The 20,042-nt window shown below is 30.5% G+C and carries 18 protein-coding genes; all 18 read right to left on the reverse strand.

The genetic code is table 11. The features are described from left to right. Positions 1 to 373 precede the first annotated feature (373 nt). Positions 374 to 1,498 carry an AAA family ATPase gene (locus tag WA327_RS11090; RefSeq protein WP_336069717.1) on the reverse strand — a complete coding sequence of 375 codons (1,125 nt, stop codon included), beginning with the start codon at positions 1,496 to 1,498 and terminating at the stop codon, positions 374 to 376. A 63-nt stretch (positions 1,499 to 1,561) separates the two neighbouring features. Further along, entirely contained in the window at positions 1,562 to 2,428 is an 867-nt protein-coding gene (locus WA327_RS11095; RefSeq protein ID WP_336069719.1) for a hypothetical protein, read from the reverse strand. Positions 2,429 to 2,474: 46 nt separating this feature from the next. Further along, on the reverse strand, positions 2,475 to 3,854 hold the full coding sequence (locus WA327_RS11100) for an RNA-binding domain-containing protein (RefSeq protein ID WP_336069721.1): 1,380 nt from the start codon (positions 3,852 to 3,854) through the stop codon (positions 2,475 to 2,477). A gap of 35 nt (positions 3,855 to 3,889) precedes the next feature. Further along, positions 3,890 to 4,573 carry an ATPase gene (locus tag WA327_RS11105; RefSeq protein WP_336069722.1) on the reverse strand — a complete coding sequence of 228 codons (684 nt, stop codon included), beginning with the start codon at positions 4,571 to 4,573 and terminating at the stop codon, positions 3,890 to 3,892. Positions 4,574 to 4,651: 78 nt separating this feature from the next. Further along, the gene (locus WA327_RS11110; protein WP_036124019.1) at positions 4,652 to 5,188 is read right to left on the reverse strand and encodes a hypothetical protein; all 537 of its coding nucleotides are present in this window, start codon (positions 5,186 to 5,188) and stop codon (positions 4,652 to 4,654) included. A 147-nt stretch (positions 5,189 to 5,335) separates the two neighbouring features. Next, complete coding sequence (locus WA327_RS11115) at positions 5,336 to 5,614, reverse strand: helix-turn-helix domain-containing protein (RefSeq protein ID WP_036124021.1); 279 nt, start codon at positions 5,612 to 5,614, stop codon at positions 5,336 to 5,338. Positions 5,615 to 5,761: 147 nt separating this feature from the next. Beyond that, complete coding sequence (locus WA327_RS11120; protein WP_036124023.1) at positions 5,762 to 6,610, reverse strand: RteC domain-containing protein; 849 nt, start codon at positions 6,608 to 6,610, stop codon at positions 5,762 to 5,764. Beyond that, on the reverse strand, positions 6,607 to 7,221 hold the full coding sequence (locus WA327_RS11125; RefSeq protein WP_336069726.1) for a TetR/AcrR family transcriptional regulator: 615 nt from the start codon (positions 7,219 to 7,221) through the stop codon (positions 6,607 to 6,609). Before WA327_RS11125 ends, WA327_RS11120 begins: the two co-directional genes overlap by 4 nt. 14 nt (positions 7,222 to 7,235) lie before the next feature. Continuing rightward, the gene (locus WA327_RS11130) at positions 7,236 to 8,117 is read right to left on the reverse strand and encodes a lysophospholipid acyltransferase family protein (RefSeq protein WP_336069728.1); all 882 of its coding nucleotides are present in this window, start codon (positions 8,115 to 8,117) and stop codon (positions 7,236 to 7,238) included. Between the two features lie 149 nt (positions 8,118 to 8,266). After that, positions 8,267 to 9,502 carry a Pycsar system effector family protein gene (locus tag WA327_RS11135; RefSeq protein ID WP_336069730.1) on the reverse strand — a complete coding sequence of 412 codons (1,236 nt, stop codon included), beginning with the start codon at positions 9,500 to 9,502 and terminating at the stop codon, positions 8,267 to 8,269. Positions 9,503 to 9,523: 21 nt separating this feature from the next. Next, positions 9,524 to 11,176 (reverse strand): AarF/UbiB family protein, encoded by a 1,653-nt coding sequence (locus tag WA327_RS11140; protein ID WP_336069732.1) that lies wholly within the window; start codon positions 11,174 to 11,176, stop codon positions 9,524 to 9,526. A gap of 35 nt (positions 11,177 to 11,211) precedes the next feature. Beyond that, the gene (locus WA327_RS11145) at positions 11,212 to 12,318 is read right to left on the reverse strand and encodes a mechanosensitive ion channel family protein (protein ID WP_036124031.1); all 1,107 of its coding nucleotides are present in this window, start codon (positions 12,316 to 12,318) and stop codon (positions 11,212 to 11,214) included. Between the two features lie 45 nt (positions 12,319 to 12,363). After that, complete coding sequence (locus WA327_RS11150) at positions 12,364 to 12,891, reverse strand: DUF4833 domain-containing protein (protein WP_036124034.1); 528 nt, start codon at positions 12,889 to 12,891, stop codon at positions 12,364 to 12,366. Between the two features lie 37 nt (positions 12,892 to 12,928). Further along, positions 12,929 to 13,693, reverse strand: a complete 765-nt coding sequence (locus WA327_RS11155; RefSeq protein ID WP_036124035.1) for a patatin-like phospholipase family protein — start codon at positions 13,691 to 13,693, stop codon at positions 12,929 to 12,931. A gap of 52 nt (positions 13,694 to 13,745) precedes the next feature. Continuing rightward, on the reverse strand, positions 13,746 to 14,357 hold the full coding sequence (locus WA327_RS11160) for a hypothetical protein (protein ID WP_336069735.1): 612 nt from the start codon (positions 14,355 to 14,357) through the stop codon (positions 13,746 to 13,748). Between the two features lie 29 nt (positions 14,358 to 14,386). Beyond that, entirely contained in the window at positions 14,387 to 15,667 is a 1,281-nt protein-coding gene (locus WA327_RS11165) for a TolC family protein (RefSeq protein WP_336069737.1), read from the reverse strand. Between the two features lie 105 nt (positions 15,668 to 15,772). Further along, complete coding sequence (locus WA327_RS11170) at positions 15,773 to 18,973, reverse strand: efflux RND transporter permease subunit (protein WP_336069739.1); 3,201 nt, start codon at positions 18,971 to 18,973, stop codon at positions 15,773 to 15,775. Between the two features lie 14 nt (positions 18,974 to 18,987). Then, complete coding sequence (locus tag WA327_RS11175; RefSeq protein WP_336069742.1) at positions 18,988 to 20,001, reverse strand: efflux RND transporter periplasmic adaptor subunit; 1,014 nt, start codon at positions 19,999 to 20,001, stop codon at positions 18,988 to 18,990. Between the last annotated feature and the right edge of the window lie 41 nt (positions 20,002 to 20,042).

Genomic DNA, 20,042 nt, shown 5'->3' on the forward strand with positions numbered 1-20,042 from the left:
GGAATGTCGGATATTTACTCGCTTCATTTCTATTGTTTTTTATGGTGCTCGTGAATAACCCTCATTTTAATTTGAGAACGTATTTGAGCTGTGGATAAGGGGCTATTTTACATAATGGCGTTATAGTACAGAAACTAAATGAATGCTACTATAACTACCCGTTATGTAAACATAGCTTTGGGTAGTGTTTAAATTAATAGCTTTTGGCAAAGTGCAGCTCTTTACAGTTGTGAACGAGGTACGAGTAAGCAAGCTGTAATGTGCTGCATAAGCGTTGGCAATTTAAACACTACATGAGAAGGGGAAGCGGAACAAACCAAAAGACAGAGGGTTTTGAGGAACGAAAAAACTGGGTTTTGGTTTGTGGGGAAATTTATTCTTTTACCAATAATTCCATAACAGATTTGACAAATGTATCTTTTATCTTTTTATTCAGGTCACGCATATTCTTGTATTTACCTACATTAATTTGTGAAAGAATATTTGTTGTAATGTTTTCTGGTAATTCAAATTCAAAACTATTATTAAATTTTTCAATAATATTTTTAATCCTAAATTCAACAAACTTTTCTTTGTGACTATGAAACAAAGGCATAAAATACCCTTTATAATCAAATCTTGACCTTAATTCAGGTGATATTCTTTTAGGAAATTCTTCTTTACTAATATTGGATGTAAAAATAATTATGAATCCATCAAGATTAATTTCTTCAGCCATAGAACTGATCATTTTTCCACTCTCCAATACATCTAAAAAATAGTTAAATAACGTTGAATTTGATTTTTCAAACTCATCTATGAGTATTATTCCAATATCAGATTCTTTAACTCTTATGAAAAGCTCCCCAGCTTCACTTCCGACATAACCTCTAGGACTACCTATAAGTGAATTTAATGCATTATCACTGCTATAATTTCCAAAATTGATTTTTGCTAGCTTTTTCTTACCGCCAAGTGATTTGTGTATTGCTCTTGCAACTTCAGTTTTCCCGACACCTGAATCTCCCATTAAAAACAATGATAGAATTTTATGCTCGCCTAATTTATTGAATACTCTAAAGTTTCTAATTAACTCTGTAAAATCGTCTTTAAATTTTTCGTGACCATAAATCCGATTAGAAAATGAATTTATAAATTCATTTATCTCCTCACTATTGAGATCGATTATTTTTCTATGTTTTAAGTTTTTTGATTTTACTGTGTTGTCAACTACACTGTATTCAACATCAATATCTTCTATTGAATCAATATCAATAAAATCTTCAAAACAATACCTTAATTCGTATTCGAATAACTCTTTGTGCTTTTTATCAGCAATAAAGATGGTATCTTCTGGAAACTTTGGTAAAACTAGTTCCGCATTATATTGAATCCTCTCTAAACTTATCAAAGAAGATATATCAACTATTTGAGTGTACTCATTAACTTCATCTATTTTATCGAAGTTCAATAAGCCTTCAGTTATGCTTATAATTTCTTTTCCTTCTTCGACCTTCAATTTTTTATAAAAGTCAAAATATAGTTTATCGAAAAATAGCAATTGAGTCCTCATTAATTAAATTTAGTTTGGAATTGATACATTTTGAATAATTGCTAATAAATCTATATAATGAAACTCTTTATCTCCATCTTTGGAACTTGCAAAAAGAAAAGCCGAATTTTCTTTAGCCTTTGTATACTGACTATCTTGAATTTCCTTTACTTCATCTTGGTTGTTATTCATCATATTTTGCATAGTTCCAATTTCTTGAAAGAATTCTAAAGAGTTTTTTAGAGAATCAACTTTTATCTTCCCTTTATATAAACCAACTATTGAGACTTTACCTATAAATAAATCATCAACACTATACGAGCTCTCAAATTCACTTTCAAAAGTTAATGGAATTTTGACAAGTATTTCGTCATCACTTTCCTCAATTACACCTTTCATTTTATATGCGTAATCTTTAAACATTGAGTTAAATAAATTATTAATATCAAAACCATTAGCACCAGGAATATTCATTCCTTTAAACGAACCACTTGTAAATAGTTTAACTGTTCTTAATTCTGGTTCATTTTCTAATGTAAGATTGACATTATCTACTTTTATTAAGCTACCTTCTTTAATATCGTTGAAGTTAGTAGTCAATTTACTTTTTTCAATGATTTCATTTAGAATAACAGACTTTGTAGTTTTAATTTCAAAAGTTTCAAGAACTTTCTGTGAGTCTGATTTAATATTCTTACGTCCAGCTTCTCCATCAAGTGAAGCTCCAGCTATATTAAAAATATTTAAAAAGTTTACACCTAGTTTACCTCGATAATCAACTTCTTTTCCTTCATTACTATCCGAATGTTTTTCTTTACTTAATGCAATTACATTGCTTAACATCATTTTAATTTCGTAAACCTTCGGAAAGTTGATATAGTATATGTTAAATATCATTTTTAATAATTTAATTTCAAATTTTTCTACCCACCTTTCTACCCACTTAAGGAAGTATATAATTAATTTGCCAATGACCTCCTTTTGCACTACCAACTCTTTCTATAAGACCTAAATCTTTTAGAGCATCAAGGTTGTTATCAATAGCAGTAGCACTTAAGCCAACTTTATCTTCAAGTTCTCTTTTAGAAACTTTACTGTTTTCGTGAATAGCTTTAATAATATTAACTCTATTATCAGTAAGGTTATCTACCCACTTATCTACCCACTTATTAAAATCAAAAGGTCTTCTAACTGTTACAGTAAACATTCCTTCAGTATTGAATTCAGGTTCAGTTAAATCAGCTTCAATCATTAAGTCTCTCATTCTCCCAATTCCAGATCCTACTTGTTCAACCATTCTAATTCTCTCAAATAGACCAAATATTAAAGGATTTCTACTTAAACTTCTTTTACCAAATTCATTTTTAGGAATACCACTAATTAACCCTCCAGGATTAGAAATCTCAACTCTATCATTAAATACCTCAATAGTAGTACGAGCTCCTTTATCATAATAATCTCTATGAGCCAGCGCATTAATTATAGCTTCTTTAAAAACGGTTTCCGGAATTTCCCAGATTTCTTTTCTAGGTTGGGAACCTGCTCCCTCAATATCATAACGTACATCTAACTTTTTCTTTAACCAAGACATTGATTGCAAATATTGATTGTATAATGAGCCTGTCATTACTTTATCATCTTCAATAAAACGCTTATCAACTCCATCAAAGGCTATACAACGTATTACGGCCTTTTCGAAAAACTGTTCCGGGTTTTCAGCAAAGAATAAAGCCGCACCATTCTTTAATAATCCTTCTTTAGTAATCAGTTTAAGATTATTGAAAACTTGTTCGTTTGAAACTGTAGTGCCTAATCCAGCTAAAGCTCTAAACTGATTAATATTATTATCAGGAACGTCTTGATTAATATCAATTGCCTTACAAGGTGCTTCATCAAAGTAAATTTTATCGGCTTGTTGAAAAAAATCTCTCATTTCTTCAACGGTTGTCAATTTTTGCGAGTTAGGCCCTTGACGAACATAAATTGCACCAGATAAAACATAGGGCTTATTGTCTCCAGAGGGAACTTCAATAACTACAACATCTTTGGAATCTACAGTTACAGTATAAATCTCACAATGTAAAGCGGGTGAAATTTCATTAATTGAATTTTGAAGCGCAGAACGTTTCACATTATTAAAAACAACACCTTGAACAATATTGTTGTCGTCCACTCCTAAAAGAAGTGTTCCTCCTGCTGCATTAGCAAAAGCACAAATTTCTTCAGTAACATCTTTAATTTTGCTTGGAATACTAACCTTAAATTCAACATTATAACCCTCTCCTGAAGCAATAAGTGATTTTATATTTTTTTCATTTAACATAACAACAAATCTATGAAATCATTTTCAAGTTTTTCTCAAATTCTCTTGTCTTTACTTTCCTTATCAAATGCAATCAAATTAAAGAGCTGTCGCATTCTGGAACGTACACGGTTGCCATAGCGTTCTTCCAGTTCTTGTGCGTTTAGGTTTGTAGTTGCGTGGGTTCTGACCCCTCGACTGCGCTCGGGGTGACAGGTTCTTACAAACAAATCGTAGCGTGATAAGAGGATTTCGCCCATAACATTGCAGTCCTTTCCAAAATGTCTTCCGATGGTTTCTACTCCTAAATCGTCAAAACAATAAAAATTACTGTTGCCGTATTCTTGAATGGTTTTGTAACCAATATTATTGAAAGCAAACGTGATGTTTCTTGCTGGGATTAATTCGTAAGATTTTTGGTGTGGTACGATGTTCCTTAATAATTTCATTAAACTGGTTTTACCACAACCAACAGGACCCGATAATAAAATCCCCTTGTTTGGATCTATATTTAGTTTTGCACAGGCTTCAAAATCACGAATGAAATAAATGCATAGTTTATAAAGCACCACCTCATCTTCTTCATAAATCTTGAAGTTTTTGCCAAACATCAATTTCCCTTTTGCATCGAGGTAAATGAGTATGCTTTTGAAATCATACTGAATACAATTGTCTTTTAACTCGCCAAGTTTGTATTGGACTCCTTTTTCGATGATTATGTGAGGTTGATTTGTGTTCATACTTGTATTTATGAGATTGCTTCACTTTGTTCGTAATGACGATGAGATCCTGAAACAAGTTCAGGATGACACAATGTGTCAAAGAGGTTCGTTGTAGTTTTTATTTTTAGTTGTCTTAAGGTTGTCCATATTTGGGACACTACTATTTTGTTTTAAATCATTTTCAGAATCGTTAAAATCTAATTTTTTTAAATTTTTCTGTTTATTACTGTTTATGTTTTCTATAGTTTGTATATGTTTATATATAGGTACCAGTGCTTGTCCAGTACTTGTCTCGATTTGAGTAGAGTTGTGTCCCACTACTTGTCCAGTACTTGTCCCAAATTTGAGCATCTTAATTTTGCTCCCTCTATACGGATTGTGAGATGGGAAATACACGATATATTTCCAATGGTTTAATTCCTTGATGCATCTGTGATAGGTAGATTTTGAACCTATTTTAGATAATTGCATAACCTCATCACGGTTTATAAAGAACTCTTCTAAAAATCGGTTTAAATTCCATAACTGGAATAAGGCTATATATAAGCTTATGTGGGTTGGATTTAAGCGACTGTCTTTAGAAAATTGACTGAAAACTGCGTTGAGATGTTTGATGTAATTTATTTCTTGCATAAGTTGACTTCTCGATACAATTTTGTGAAACAAAATCACTCGAAGTGACGTTACCTTTCATTTTTATGAGATACTGAAACAACCTTTCGACTGCGCTCAAGGTGACAGTTTAAGTTAGCATTAATGAGATTCCCGCCTTTGCGGGAATTAAAACTTATTATGAATGCGGTTTTCTTCCATTACTTTAAGGATTTCTTCGTAGTCGTAATAGATAACACCTCCAACTTTTGTGTAGGGTAGTGTACCATTTATACGAAGATTTTGTAATGTTCCTGGTGAGATACTTAAAAGGTCTCTTACTTCTGGTGATTTGAGCCATTTTTTAGGTGCAAAACCTGATTGGTGGTTAATGATTGCTTTAATATCTTCCAGTAATTCTTCTTTAAACTCTCGAAGATCTTCGGTAGTGATAATTGTTGCTGCCATAGTAAAGTTTTTAGTTTAAAATAGCTACCGCTTTGAACATAACATTCGCAGCAGTAGCTATTAATGTGATTTGACTTTCGTTTGGCAAATATGAAGGGAATTGATTTTGTTTATTCACAACGGGGATTGTGTTGTGAACGATTTTACCTAAATCCCTTCATCGGTATCTTCCATTCGTTTTAGCAATCCTTTATTTAATGTGGTAAGAAATTTTGCTCTATCGGCTTTCCGAGTCCTAATTTCAAGGAATGTACGACGGTATTGCCCTAAATCTATTTCAAAAATATGTTCAAAATATTCTGCAATATCTTTTAAATCAGCAGCACCATTATTAAAGACACCTTCTGTGTGTAATGCATAAACCAGCTCAATTAAGGCTACTTTTGGGCTTGTCCAAATCATTTTCAAGTTCGGTTTGCGTTGTGATTTTTCGCCATTGTCTTTACTACCAATTAATACTAAATTATTTTCTAAATACAATTGAATTAAATCGTTGGCTAGTATCTTAGCTACTTTATAATCATGTGAGGTTGAAAAGTTTGTATCTGCTTCAAAGTAGTAGCTAGATAACGACATTTTAATGTCGAACTTACTACGTAAAAAGTATTTATGATCTAGGTATGTACTACCTGAACGGTAGTATTTATAAAACTCTAATTCATTGTCAAAAAATGCTTTCAGTTTAACCAATTCATTGTTATAATATTTTTTTACAATTCGGCTACCTCCGTTTGGTCTTTTCATTTCAATTTTAAAAATTGTATTGTAATAAATTAACTTGGATGTAAACTGGGGTTTAATTTCTTTAAAGAATTTTATCTCTTCTGCATCTGTTTTAAACTTTGTTTTTAACAAAACGCCTCTTAATGAGTCTATAGTTTTTAGAATGATTTCTATTGCTTTTTCACATCGAGTAGATTGATTATCGATTTCTAAATCTATGAAGTTTAATTGATCATTAAGATTAGTTAGTAGGTTATTTATTTTTGAACTCAAATAGTTTTATTTTTATTAAACTCATTTAACATTTCTAATCCTTTTACCGACACCAACCTATGTAAAAACAATGAGTTTAAAAACTTAAGCGTATTTTGGTTTGTTCCTGGATTGTAGAAAAAACCATCCAAAAAAATGATTTTAGAAATATCATTAAAAGATTCACAAATTTCTTCTGTGTTTATATCCATTTTATAATACCCTTCTTGTTTACCCTTAATGATATTTTCTCTAAGAAAAGGTATTACTATAATATTTTTGTGTTTAACAACTTCTAAGAAAATTGTTGGATAGTATTTTTTTAATTCTTTGCCAAATGAAGCAGATATGTTAAAAGAAAGCTCATTTATATAATCAAAAAAAAGTATTAATTCTTGTAATGCATTTTTGCTTATTTGTTTGTTTTCAAAAATTTCTTTTTTCAGCTCTTTTATTTGTAATTCTATAACTTGATGTAATAAATCGTCTTTATTTTCAAAATATTTATAAATTGTTTTTTTAGACACACCGCATTTTTTTGCAATATCATCCATTGTAATATGCTGGATTCCATAATTAAAAAACATATTGGCAGACTGTTCTAAAATCATTTTTTTTCTTTTAAAAGCCATACTCTATTTTTTTGTTATGATAAATTTCCAATCCATCGTCTTTTATATTCATCTTTATATTTTCGTTTCCAACGTCTATGACTCCAGAGGTAGTTTTCGGGGTTTTTATTTATTGATTCTTCTAATTTTTTGGCATAGAATTGTGTAATTAATCCAACTTGATATTGTTCTGAAAAATTAAAAAGAGGTGTTATAACAAATTTGTAATAACCTCTATCTAAACGAATAATGTTTGCAAAAAAAGAAGTGGTTTTGTTTGATGCCGTATAAAGTTCAGCTCCACTTAAAAAGGCTGTTTTTTGGTTTAAAAAATTTGTCCAATAACTTTTTATTGAAATTTTTGGGGTTTGGTCTGCAACTAAAACTAATACATGTGGATTGTCTTTGAATTTTTCAATCTCTCGTTTTAATGTTTTTGATGAAACCAATTTTGAACCAAATCGGCTCCTCATTTTCTTCATTAAGCTATTAAATTTTTTATTTTTTATAGGTTTATAGGCAACTATAACATTGTCTTCTAATACACTTGAAATATGTAAATTCGCCCATTCCCAATTAAACTGATGCCCCAAATAAACATGACAATTTTTCTTTTGAGATATTATGTTTATTAATTCAGAATAATCTACAGAGATCCTGCTATGCAATTCTTCTTTTGATATCGACAAAAGTTTTAATGTCTCAATAAAATTATCGCAGAAATTTCTGTAAAATTTTTTCTCAATAATTAGCCTTTCTTTTTTGTTTAGACTGGTAAATGAATTCTTAATGTTTTCTGATACCGTTTTTCTACGATATTTTACAACATAATACAACAAATAATAACAGACATCTGATATCAGATACAACAGTCTTAACGGTAGAAGTGAAAACGCATATGATATTTTGTAAAGCATACGTTAGAGTTTAATTTAAAGGTGTATTACATTTATGAAGTATATTTTATGACTAAAACACTTGTTCTTAGAATATTCTAAAATGATATTTTTACTATTTCTCTTCATATTAAAAATTTAAAAAAGAATTTGTTTTGCTTGTATATAAATCATAACCAGTAAATAACAAAATGAGAAACTATTGCTACTACCAAACCTAATAAGAATGTATAGAGCGATATTCTAATAAGTTTGTTTTTTACCTGCAAGATTTGACCTTGATAGTAGAAATCTTTGATCATTGATGTGTACAGATAATCTTTGTCTTGTAATAATTGTAAGAAAGCCCATTCGAAATCACGATAATGCATGTTATGAAAGTTTCCGAAATAGAGTAAGTTTCCTTTTTTACTTCTTATATCTTCTTCGGTAAAGTTTCCTTGTGTTTTATTAGGTGTTATAGAAATAATAGCAAATGCTATGGATATTAAATTAGTTACCGCAAAAATGATTGAAGGAATATTTAAAACTACTTCATTAGAAGATTTACCTATAATACCTCCTAATATTAGAGATAGTATAATTGAGTTTATCGTAATCATTATACGTGCTTTTCCGTCAACCATCTTATTTAAGGTGTAATGGTTTCTTGAGGTATTTCTGAATAAAGTTTGAATGCCTCTATCATCTCTACCCTTAATTTTACCTATATCTTTTTTTAACTTTTTAATTTCTTGATCACTAATTTTTAACTCTTTTTGTAAAATTAAATTTGTATGATTTTTGTGATCCTTTCTTTCTTTTCTTAAAGATTTGTAAAGCTTATCTATTGATGGCTGTACATGGGTTTGACCAAAATGGGTAGTTGTCTTATAATTATCTAAAATACCAAAAAGTGTATCGTACCAATTACTTTTAGATAGTTTAAAATCTTTTAAAATCATCTGCTCATACATTTTTTTTAACCTATCTCTTCCTTGACTGCCAGCAAAATCCATGATGTTAGCATCTGAAATGATTTTAGACTCTAATAATTTTGTTTCGTTAAAAGGAAATGATTCTATAATAATTGTCTTTACTCTATTTACAGTTTCACTATTTAATTTGAATTTTAATCTAAGACTATCTAATATTTCATTTATTGATGTTTCGCTGTCCTTAAAATTTAATGTATTAGCTTTTGTAGTGGCTTGTTCTATGTTTAACACATAATTAGCTAGGTATAAACAATCTATATCAATATTCTCAATTCTATCCTCTTTAATTATTGTGTTAATATTTTTTTCAATTCTATACACTCTACTAATTGTAGTGTATAAATTTTTATCAGATTCTTTATCTATAATTTCAAAAGTATAATCCTTAATGTTATTTACTATTTGAGATATGTTGGTATTTTCTTTCATAAGTTATATGTAATATTACACCTATGATTTATCCTTTTTCAACATTGAAATAACTATGTATATCCCTAGAAGTAATGAAATTGTAAAACCCAAAAAACCAAGAACAGGTATATCATAAATTTTTGGGGGCATATCTGCCAATACTAGTATTGCAGAACCAATTGAAAGTGCTGCTAAAATTATTGCTATTACTAGACGATCTACTGTACTTGCAACTAACTCAATACCTTTTATCTTGTGCGATACTTCTATATCGTTCTCTTTAATTTTGTGAACTATAGATTGTATTTCATTAGGTAAATCCCCTAGAAGTTCTGAAACATTTTGTAGTCTTTTTATACCTTTAAAAAAGTTATATTTTGGGGAAAGTTTTTTTTGGATAACTTCAATAGCATATGGTTCTATTATTTGATAAACATTAATATTTGGGTTTAATTTTCTACCTATACCTTCAATTAATGCAATCCCTTTCAGTAAAAGATAAACGTAATCAGGAAACTCTACTTCATTTTGTTTAAATATTTCTTTTAATTTTTTTATAATTAAGGTTAAATCAATTTTATTTAATGAAGACTCATCCACAATTTCAAAAATTTGATAAACATCTCGTTCTAATTGTTTTTGATTTTTTACAGAATATGATACCGCTATTTTTTTTAGCGTAGATATTAATTTTTTAGCATCCTTATTTATAAGATATTGTAAGAAATCTTCGATATGCTCGATATCTGAAGGCATTAACCTTCCCATAATACCAAAATCTATAAAAGAAATCTCTCCTTTGTATGTTACAAAAATGTTTCCTGGATGTGGGTCTGCATGAAAATAACCATTCTTTAATACTTGTTGCATATACATATCAAAGCCTACCATAGCTACTTGATTAGTATCAAACCCTTGATTTTCTAGTGAAGATATGTCCGTAATCTTAATGCCTTCTATAAATTCTAAACACAGAATATTATTATTAGACAAATGCTTAAATGTTTTATGCACATACAAGTTTTCATCTTCTTGAAAATCTTTTCTGAAACGTTCAATATTATCGAATTCTTGCAAGAATGAAAGTTCTGTATGGATTGATTTTTCAAACGTATGAACAATTTTATATAAATTTATCTTCTTACTTTCTGCATTATAGTTTTCGAGTATTTTGGCAAGGTCTTTCATTATTAAAAGATCTGCTTCTATTGTTTCTTGAATTTTTTCTCTTTTTATTTTTAAGACTACTTTTTCTCCTGTTTTTAATTGCGCTTTAAAAACTTGGGATATTGAAGCTGTTGCAAAAGGTTTTTCATCTATAGATTCAAAAAAATCATCTGGGTTAATTTGTAATTCTTTACCTATTTTTTCTCTTACATTTATAAAATCTTCGCCAGCATTATTTTGAAGTTTTTTTAATTCTGCGGTAAGTTCAGAGGGTAATAAATCATCTCTATCACTAAATAATTGCCCTAATTTTATATAAGTTGGTCCCAAATCTGAAATAGCCATTCTAATACGTGCATAAACAGAAAGTGATTTTATTCTATCTATTTTTTCATTTGCATGAATAAATTTCTTAGGTATTATCTTGTCGATACTACTATGTGAAATAATATCTTCGAATCCATATTTTGAGAGTACCGAAGCTATTTTAATAGTTCTAGTTATTTTATTAGTATTATTTCCCATTATGATTTATATGTTTTGTTTTGCCTATTATAGATTTAACTTGAGCTTTGTGTTGTTTGTGAGACCTTATCTTTAAAAACCAAAGTGCGATGTGGAAACGGTATTTCTATACCTTCTTTATCAAAACGTTTTTTAACACTTTCGTAGAGATCACATTTCATTGCAAATGCTTCTTCAAAATTGTTTGCCCAAGCCCAAGCTCTTAAAGTAACCTCAGAATCATTTAAACCAATAACACGTACCTTTACTTTTTTTTCATTATTATATTTATCTAATTCACTTCTATTGTCTATCAAATATGGATGGCTTTCACATTCTTCTCTTATGATATGTTTTGCCAAATCGATGTCGCTGTCATAAGAAATACCTATTTCAATCCATTGACAACACTTGCGTTCCCCTAAATCATAATTGACTAATTTTTCTTTGTTTATAATGGCATTAGGAATTACTATCATCTTATTTTCATAATCTCTAATTACAGTATGGCGCAATGTAATGTCGGTAACGGTACCTATCATGGTTTGATCTACCTTAATAATATCTCCTATCTTAAAAGGCTTAAACGAAACAATAAAAAAACCGCCTATAAGGTTTGCTAGTGCTTCTTGAGAAGCAACTCCAGCTATAATAGCAATAATACCTGCTCCACTTAAAACGGTTTGAGCTATATCTCTTAATGATGGAAAAGCTAGTATTGCTAATAATGTTCCAAGAAAGTAAACACAAACAATTGCTACATACCTTAAAAACTTATAACTTGTAGCATCTTGTTGTTGTGCTGTCTTTTCTTTTATTTTTTTAGAAAACCATAATTGCACAAAAGAGGCTATTACTAGGGTTAGCACTGCAATAACACCCAAATACAAGACAAGGAAAAAATTGGTTGTGGCCGTCTTATAATGTTCTTCATCGATAAAAATAAAAGCAAGAGCCATAATCCCTAAGACGATCCAAAGTGCATTTAAAATACGTTTGGTTAAATGGATTGTTTTTGGGTCTTCATTAGGGTATTTTTTAAGCGCTAGCTTTTCAAGTTTATTGTGCAATAATTTTGTTAAAAAACGTAAAAACACCACCACAGCAATTACGATAAACATATAAAAAATGGACTGCTTATAGTTGTTGTAAAATTCTATCATATGGTTTTGTTATTATGTCTTAGATAACTTCATAGAATTTTGAAGTTATTTTACTATTAATTTTTCTACTACATTTTCGCCGGTAATAAAATCTTTTCCTGAGAACAAAACATATTTAGCTTTTGTTTTTAGGGAAGTTGAACCTTCTTTAAGTTGAACAAACATGCTATCTAAGTATAGTTTACACTTGTTTATAGTTACATAAACTCTAGGTTTTTCTTTATCACTAAAAGTGAGATAGAATTTTAACTTTGATGATGCTGCCAAATGCATTTCTATAAGATTTGGCGCAATTAATTTCGTAATCATTCCGTAAGCAAATTGCTTTTGAATTTTATTCAATGGTTTTTTAGCACCGTCTTCTGTATAGACTATTCTATACTCATTAATTGGATTCTCAGTGCTAATAAAATCTCCTTCCATATTTGCATCATATACATAAGTATTATAGTTATTACTATGTTGTATATAAAAAAGTCTTGATGCTGTTTTTTCAGGTACCGGGTAATTTTCCTGTGAAAAGAGGATGGAATTAATAAAAAAGCAAAAGAAAAAAGAAAAAAAAGTTTTCATACAAAATTCTATTTGTTTGTTTTCAATAGAAAATAAATTAATCAAGGAAACGTAACAATTCATTCTTTTTTTCTTTAGCATAAACATACCCAGTCTGGTATATTTCATCTGCTTTTTTGAAATCGAAAATTCCATAGTCTCTAATACTTGGTGGTTCTATATATACATCGCATTTATATTTTTGAGTTTCTACAGAGTTGCCAATTGCTATTTGAACTGTTCTTTCAATAATTTGTTTATAACCTATTTTACCTTCTATGGTGTTTATGCGATTTACATTGACGCCAATAATTTTATCGACTTTACCTTCTAAAATATTTACAGGAAAATTATTTAAAATACCACCATCACTAAGGTAGATTCCTTCAAATAAAACAGGTTGAAAAACCAATGGTACACAACAAGAAGCTTTTACAGCTGTGGCTAATGAACCTTCATTAAAAATTTTTAATTTTCCGTTATTCAAATCTGTTGCTGTGATAAATAATGGAATTTCTAATGACTCCAACGTTTCCTGAGCAATATGTTTTTTAATTATATTCTCGAATATATCTGTTGAAAATAATCCTACACCTTGTCGTTTAAATAGGCTTGAATAATTAAAGAATTTTTCAGATTTTCCTATTTTAAAAATTTGTTTAGGCTCAAAGCCTGCTGCATAAAATGCTCCAACTAAAGCACCTGCGCTTGTACCAGAAATAACAGAAGGTTTTATGCCTAACTCTGTTAAATACTGTAACACGCCAAGATGTGCCATACCACGAATACCGCCTCCAGAAAGTGCTAAACCTAGTTTACTCATTTTATTATTTTAAAACAACCCTTGACGTTTTAATGACAAGGATTGTTTTTTATTATAGAGACTTAAACGCTTTTTTTAAATGTTTGTAAGATTGTGATACTTCTTTTTTAAAGTTGTCCAACTTTTCTGTAGCCTGTTCTTTTTCCTCATCAAGTTTTGAAGCAAATTCTTTGAATTTTTCGGTAGCTGCTTCCATACTATTCTTATATTCTTGTGTTAGTTCAACTTTTTTTCCTGATATGTTTTTTTCCAAAAGTTCTAGTTGTAACTTGGATTTTTGAGAAATAGCATTAAATAATTGATTTGTTCTTTTAGTTTGAGGGCTATTTTTAATACTTTTCTTCGCATCATTAATAGCATTAACAATATTTTTCTTTTGCGTTTCAAAAGCTTCTTTTGAATAAGTAACATCTTCATCTAAGTGTTCTTCAATTTTTTCTAAATTGTTTTTTATAAACACCTCTGTTTCTTTAAGTTCGTGAGCTAGTTCAATTTTAACTTCATGAATATTTTTCTTTAAATCTGCTTTTGCCTTTTTAAATTCATCATTCATTTCTGCTTTACCAAGAGAAACTTGAACCGCTAAACGGTCTAATTCTTGTTGATCTTTTATTAGCTTTTCAGCTATTCTTACTCTAATTGGTTTTTGTGATTTTTTTTCCATTTTGTTTATTTTTTAAGGTTAATCTTTTTTTATTTAAAATCTCCAATTGCTTTTTTATAATTGGCTTCACTTATTCGATAATTTGCTTTAGCATCAATAACGTCTGAATATGCTTGCTGCCAAAGCACTTGAGCTTCTAAAACATCTTTTCCTGTTACGGTTCCAGCATCAAAGCGATCTTGATTTAATCTTAAATTTTCATCAGCTTGTTGTAATGATTTTTCTGTAATTTCAACTTTTTGTATTGCCTGTTGAAGCTCTAAATAGGCATTTTGAATTTGAAGTGACAATAATTCTTCGGTTTCTTCCAATTCTAATTTTTGTGCTTCAACTTTAAATTCTTGTTCTTTCACTTTTTGCTTTCTGCTTCCCCAATCAAATATGGGTATGTTGACATTTAACAAACCGTAGTAAGAGGTTAAATCATTACTTCCATCTGTGAAATTAATTTGTTTGCCGTTAGCATAGATTCCGCTTACATTAAGCCCAATTGTTGGCTTTCTATCAGCTTCTAAAATTTTAGATTGTAACTCTTCAATCTCAACAGCTTTTTTAAGCATTTTTATTTCTGGTCTATTATCAATTGCTGTTGATTGTGAAACTTCATCTAATAAAATAACATTATTACTAATAGTGTCCTTTACTAAAAAATCTATGTTGGGCATACCTGTTAATTGTGCCATCTTCAGCTTTAGCAGTTTAAGCCCATCATTTGCCTTTGTTAAATCTAGTTCTGCCTGGTTTAATTGTACTTGTACACGTAAAACATCGTTTTTATATATAATACCGGCATTGTATGAGTTAGTTAAATCTTTTAATAATTCTGTTAATAACGCTTTATATTTATTAGCTAGCTCTACTTTGCTTTTTACATTTATTATTTGCCAATACGTTGTTTCAACATCTAAAAGCACTTCGCTATCTGTTAGTTCTTTTTGTGAAGTATACAAATCCACTGCTGTAGAACTCATTTTTTTAGCCGTGTTTATTTTACCACCTGCATAAATTACTTGAGTTACTCCTAAAGAGGCGTTTGCGAAAAACTCTGGCAGTAATGTATTTATTGGGTCTCCAACATGAACTCCCATACCGCTTGCCTCTACGAAGGGTTTGTCTGATGCATAAACCGATGCCTTTGCAGCTTTAGCTGCTTCAATGGTCTTATCTGCTTTTTTAATTTTTTTATTATTAGATAAGGCCATTGACTTTGCTTCTTCTAAACTCAACAACCTATCTTGGGCTATAGCCTGGTGAAAAGTGGTGAAAACCAACAAAAAAACTAGTGATAGCGTATATTTATGTGTACTCATAATTTGTTTTAAGTTTTTCTAAAACAACTATAGAAACTACTGTCTTATTTAAAAGGGGTAAATTGCTATTAATCTTTTAAAATAGTAGTTCTATAGCCTTTTTCTTTATTTCTTGATTCGTTTTTTTAATTTATGCTTCATCACTTCTAATTTGCGAAGTGTTCTACTCTTCTTTTTAGGTTTATACAAAATGGTTTCAAATACTTCTGCATCAGGATGAGGATGTACTTCATCTGGTTGCGGATTAGCAAATTTGTAATAGAGTATAGGTACTATAAATAAGGTTAATACCATAGAAACTATTAAACCAACTGCTAATACACTTCCTAAAGGTGCCCATAGTGGTGATTTACCAATAATCATAGGTACAACACCAATAGCTGCTGCTGCAGATGTTAAAAAGATTGGACGCATTCGTCTTTTACCTGAAGCTTTAGCCGCAGCTTTTACGGTATAACCGTGTTCTAACACCAACTCATCTGCATAATCCACCAAAATAATTCCGTTTCTTACTACGATACCTATTAAACTGATAATTCCCATAAAAGCCGTAAAACCAATTGGATTACCTGTAAGTAACAGCCCCAAGAATGCTCCTAATAAACTCAACGGAAATGTTGCTAAAACAATTAATACTTTTGTAAAATCCTTAAATTGAAATAAAAGCACTAAAAAGATGAGTATTAAACTTATACCTAAAGATGCCATCATGTGTGGTGCAGTTTCATTAGTGCTTTCGTACTCACCTCCATAGTTGATTGATATGCCGTCTGGTAATTGTAATGCATTAATTTTAGGCATAATATCATTCTGTATTGTGGCAGCTTTTATACCCAATTGTGCTTCAGCTCTAACCGTTAATGTTCTTAAACCATTCCTATGTGTAATGGCTCCTGTATGCCATTCAGGTGTAATGTCTGCCACTTCTCTTAAAGGCACTTTTGTACCAAATACTGTAGGTATGTTTAAAGCTCCTAAATCGTTAAAATTTTCACGGTTTTCAGCATCAAAACGTAAAAGAATATCAATAGCTTTATCTCCTTCATATAACGTAGAAACTGGATATCCTTTTAAGCCTGCTCCCAAAGTTTGCGAAACCATTGCATTTGTTACTCCTAAACGATTTGCCTTATCGTCATTTAAATTTACTTTTACTCCATAATAATCATCTTGATACGATGTTCTTACCCAGTTTGTACCTTGTGCATCTTCTAAAATTGTTTTTACTTGCTCAGCTACTTGTTTTTGCTTGTTTAAATCCTCACCTACAATTCTTACTTCAACAGGTGCTGGTGTTTCTTTCATTGAAAGTTGCCTTATACGTATATAACCATCTGGAACAAAACCTTCGAATTTTTTAATGTATTCATCTGCCAATTCTTGTGTAGCTTCTTTACCTGTTGTAGTGATAAATATTTGGGCAAAGTTTTTACGAGGAAATTCTGGTGCATACGTAGAATGAAATCTTGGGGAACTAGTACCAACAAAACTAGCTACACCCAAAACTCTTTCATCTTGTTTTATTTCATTCTCAACACGTGTTACTACATCTTCCGTTTGTTTTAAATTTCCTCCATTAGGTAACCAAACTTCTATGTTAAACTGATTTCTTTCTGCAGTTGGAAACAATTCCTGCTCTAATCCCATTGCTACTAAAACTGCTAATACAACAGATAAAAAACCAATAAATAATGTTGCTTTTGGCCATCTAAAGCTATAATCTAATGCATTGTTAAATACATGCTGCAACCTATCTAACATACTTTTTTTATCTCCATCACTTACCTTGTGTTTTAATCCTTTTTTTATAAAGACATAGCACATATATGGTGTTAACAATAATGCTACTAACAACGAAGCAAATAGTGCAACAGCAACAGCAATAGGTAAAGCTTGTATAAATTCCTTAGCTAAGCCATTTAAGAAAAAAGCTAATGGTAAGAAAGCAAAAATAATTGCCATGGTTGCTGTAAAAATTGGCACCATTAATTGAGTAGCACTTTGCCAAGCAGCTGTCCATCTATCTTCTCCTTCATCTAATTTTTCAATGTAATTATCTACAACTACAATGGCATTATCCACTACCATACCCAATACTATAATTAAGGCTGCTAATGTTACCTGATGAATTTCTATACCAATAACATTTAAAACTCCAAATGTTATAACAATAGCTATAGGACATGCCACTGCCGAAACTATTGCCACCCTGAATGGTAATAACAGAATTACCACAATAATTACTGCTACAATTGCAATAACAAATTCTAGCATAAAGTGGCTAATACTTCCTTTTACAACTGAAGGCTGATCTACAATAGTAGTAACTTGAACATCTTGAGGTAATTGTTTTTTTACTTCATTGATTTTTTCTGTTATTTTCTCTCCAAATTGGACGATGTTATTACCTGGTTGCATCTCTACAGTTAACATCATTACTTTTTGATCATCAACTTTAATAAAGCTTGACACTTCTTCGTAACGACGTTCAATAGATGCCACATCTTTTAAGCGAACCACTTTACCATCTGGACTACTATACACAATTTGATTACCTAAATCAGCTTCATTTTTATATTGATTTTTGGCAAAAACAGAGACCTCAGAATCTTCTAAAGTAATACCACCAGAATATCCAGTATTATTTTGCATTTGAATAACTTGAGCAATAGTTGAAAAATCGAAACCATATTGTTTCATTTTTTCGTCTTGTACCGTTACGTAAATCTGCTGTTTTTGTCCTCCATAACGTTTTATTTTTGATGTTTCGTTAATGGTTTTTAAACCATCTTCTAACTCATCTAAATACGTTTCAATTTCTGCATAACTGCGTCCTGGTGCGGAAACTGTTATCATTTGTGCAACTACGTCTCCAAAGTCACTATTTACTATTGGGCCAATCATTCCTTGAGGAAGTGTGTAATTTTGCCTAAATGTGGTATTTAAACCATGTTGTAAAGTCGCCCAAAAACCATCAGTATCTTTTACATTTTCATTTAACTCAACTGTTACAATTACTTGTCCTTCTTTTGTTTCAGAAATTGTTTTTTCCTTTCTAACCTCCTCAAAACCAAATAAAAACTGTTCAATCTGATTGGTTAATTGTTGTTCTACCTGCAACTCGTCTGCGCCAGGAAAAGCTGCTATTACCAAACCTTTACGAACCGTAATTTGTGGATCTTCACTTCGAGCCATAGTCGCTAAAGCATATATTCCCAAAATCATTAACAATATCGTAAGTACAATGGTTACCTGACGGTATTTCATTGCAGCCTCTATAAAGTTTATTTTTACTTTTTTCATCATCTTATTCAGTTCTTTTATAGAGACACTGTTTGCCCGTCTTTTAAATTTTTGTTTCCTGCGATTACAACCGAATCACCTATTGACAAGCCCTTGGTAACTATTACTTCATTTCCTTTAAAACCACCAAGAGACACCCTTTTTTTAATGGCTTTATTTTCCTTTATGACAAATACATATAGTATATTGTTAGCATCTCTTATAATACTTTCTGAAGGAACTGTAATAACATCTACAGTATTACCTGTATTGATTTTTATATTACTAATCATTCCTGGTAATAGTTTATCTTCCTTATTGTCAAGGCGAACTTTTACATTAAAAGTTCTGGTTACAGCATCTGCACTTGGATTTACAATAGCTACTTTACCATTAAAAGTTTCATTTAATGAAGAGATTTCAACTTTAGCGTCTGTACCTATTTTGAGTTTAGATATTTCAGATTCAGTAATAGAAGCCTTAGCGTATACTTTATCTGTTTTCATTACAGTAAAAGCAGGAACACCGGGCGCTGCTGTAGCACCTATTTCTGTCATTTTAGCAGTAATCATTCCAGAAAAAGGGGCATAAAGTTTAGTATCTGCTAAATTTTTTGCTGCTAAATTTTTGTTTGCGTTTGCTTGCGCTACAGCCACTTTAACTGCAATAAAATCACGTTCTGGCAAGCTCCCTTTTTGAAATAAACTATTTAATCTTTTGAAGTTATCATTTGCTTGTTCTAAACCAGCATTTGCAATATCAAATGCATTTTTATAAGTAGTTTGGTCTATTGAGGCTAGTAACTGCCCTTTTTTTACTTTTTGACCCTCTTGCACATAAACTTTTGAAATTCTGCCAGGAACTGAGAAACCTAAAGATACTGTGTTGTCTGCTTCAATGGTTCCGCTATATGTTAGGGATTCCTTTTCTACTGTTGACTGAATTTTTTTAACAGTGACCTTGGGAATCACAACTTCTTTTACAGTTTCCTTTTTTTCTGAACAACCTACTAATAATAAAGCCAAAGTTGTAAAGGTGATAATTTGCTTCATATTTATTGCTATAATTTTATAATAATAGGTTACAAAAGTCC

The sequence above is a fragment of the Mesoflavibacter sp. CH_XMU1404-2 genome (assembly GCF_037029465.1).
Classification (GTDB): domain Bacteria; phylum Bacteroidota; class Bacteroidia; order Flavobacteriales; family Flavobacteriaceae; genus Mesoflavibacter.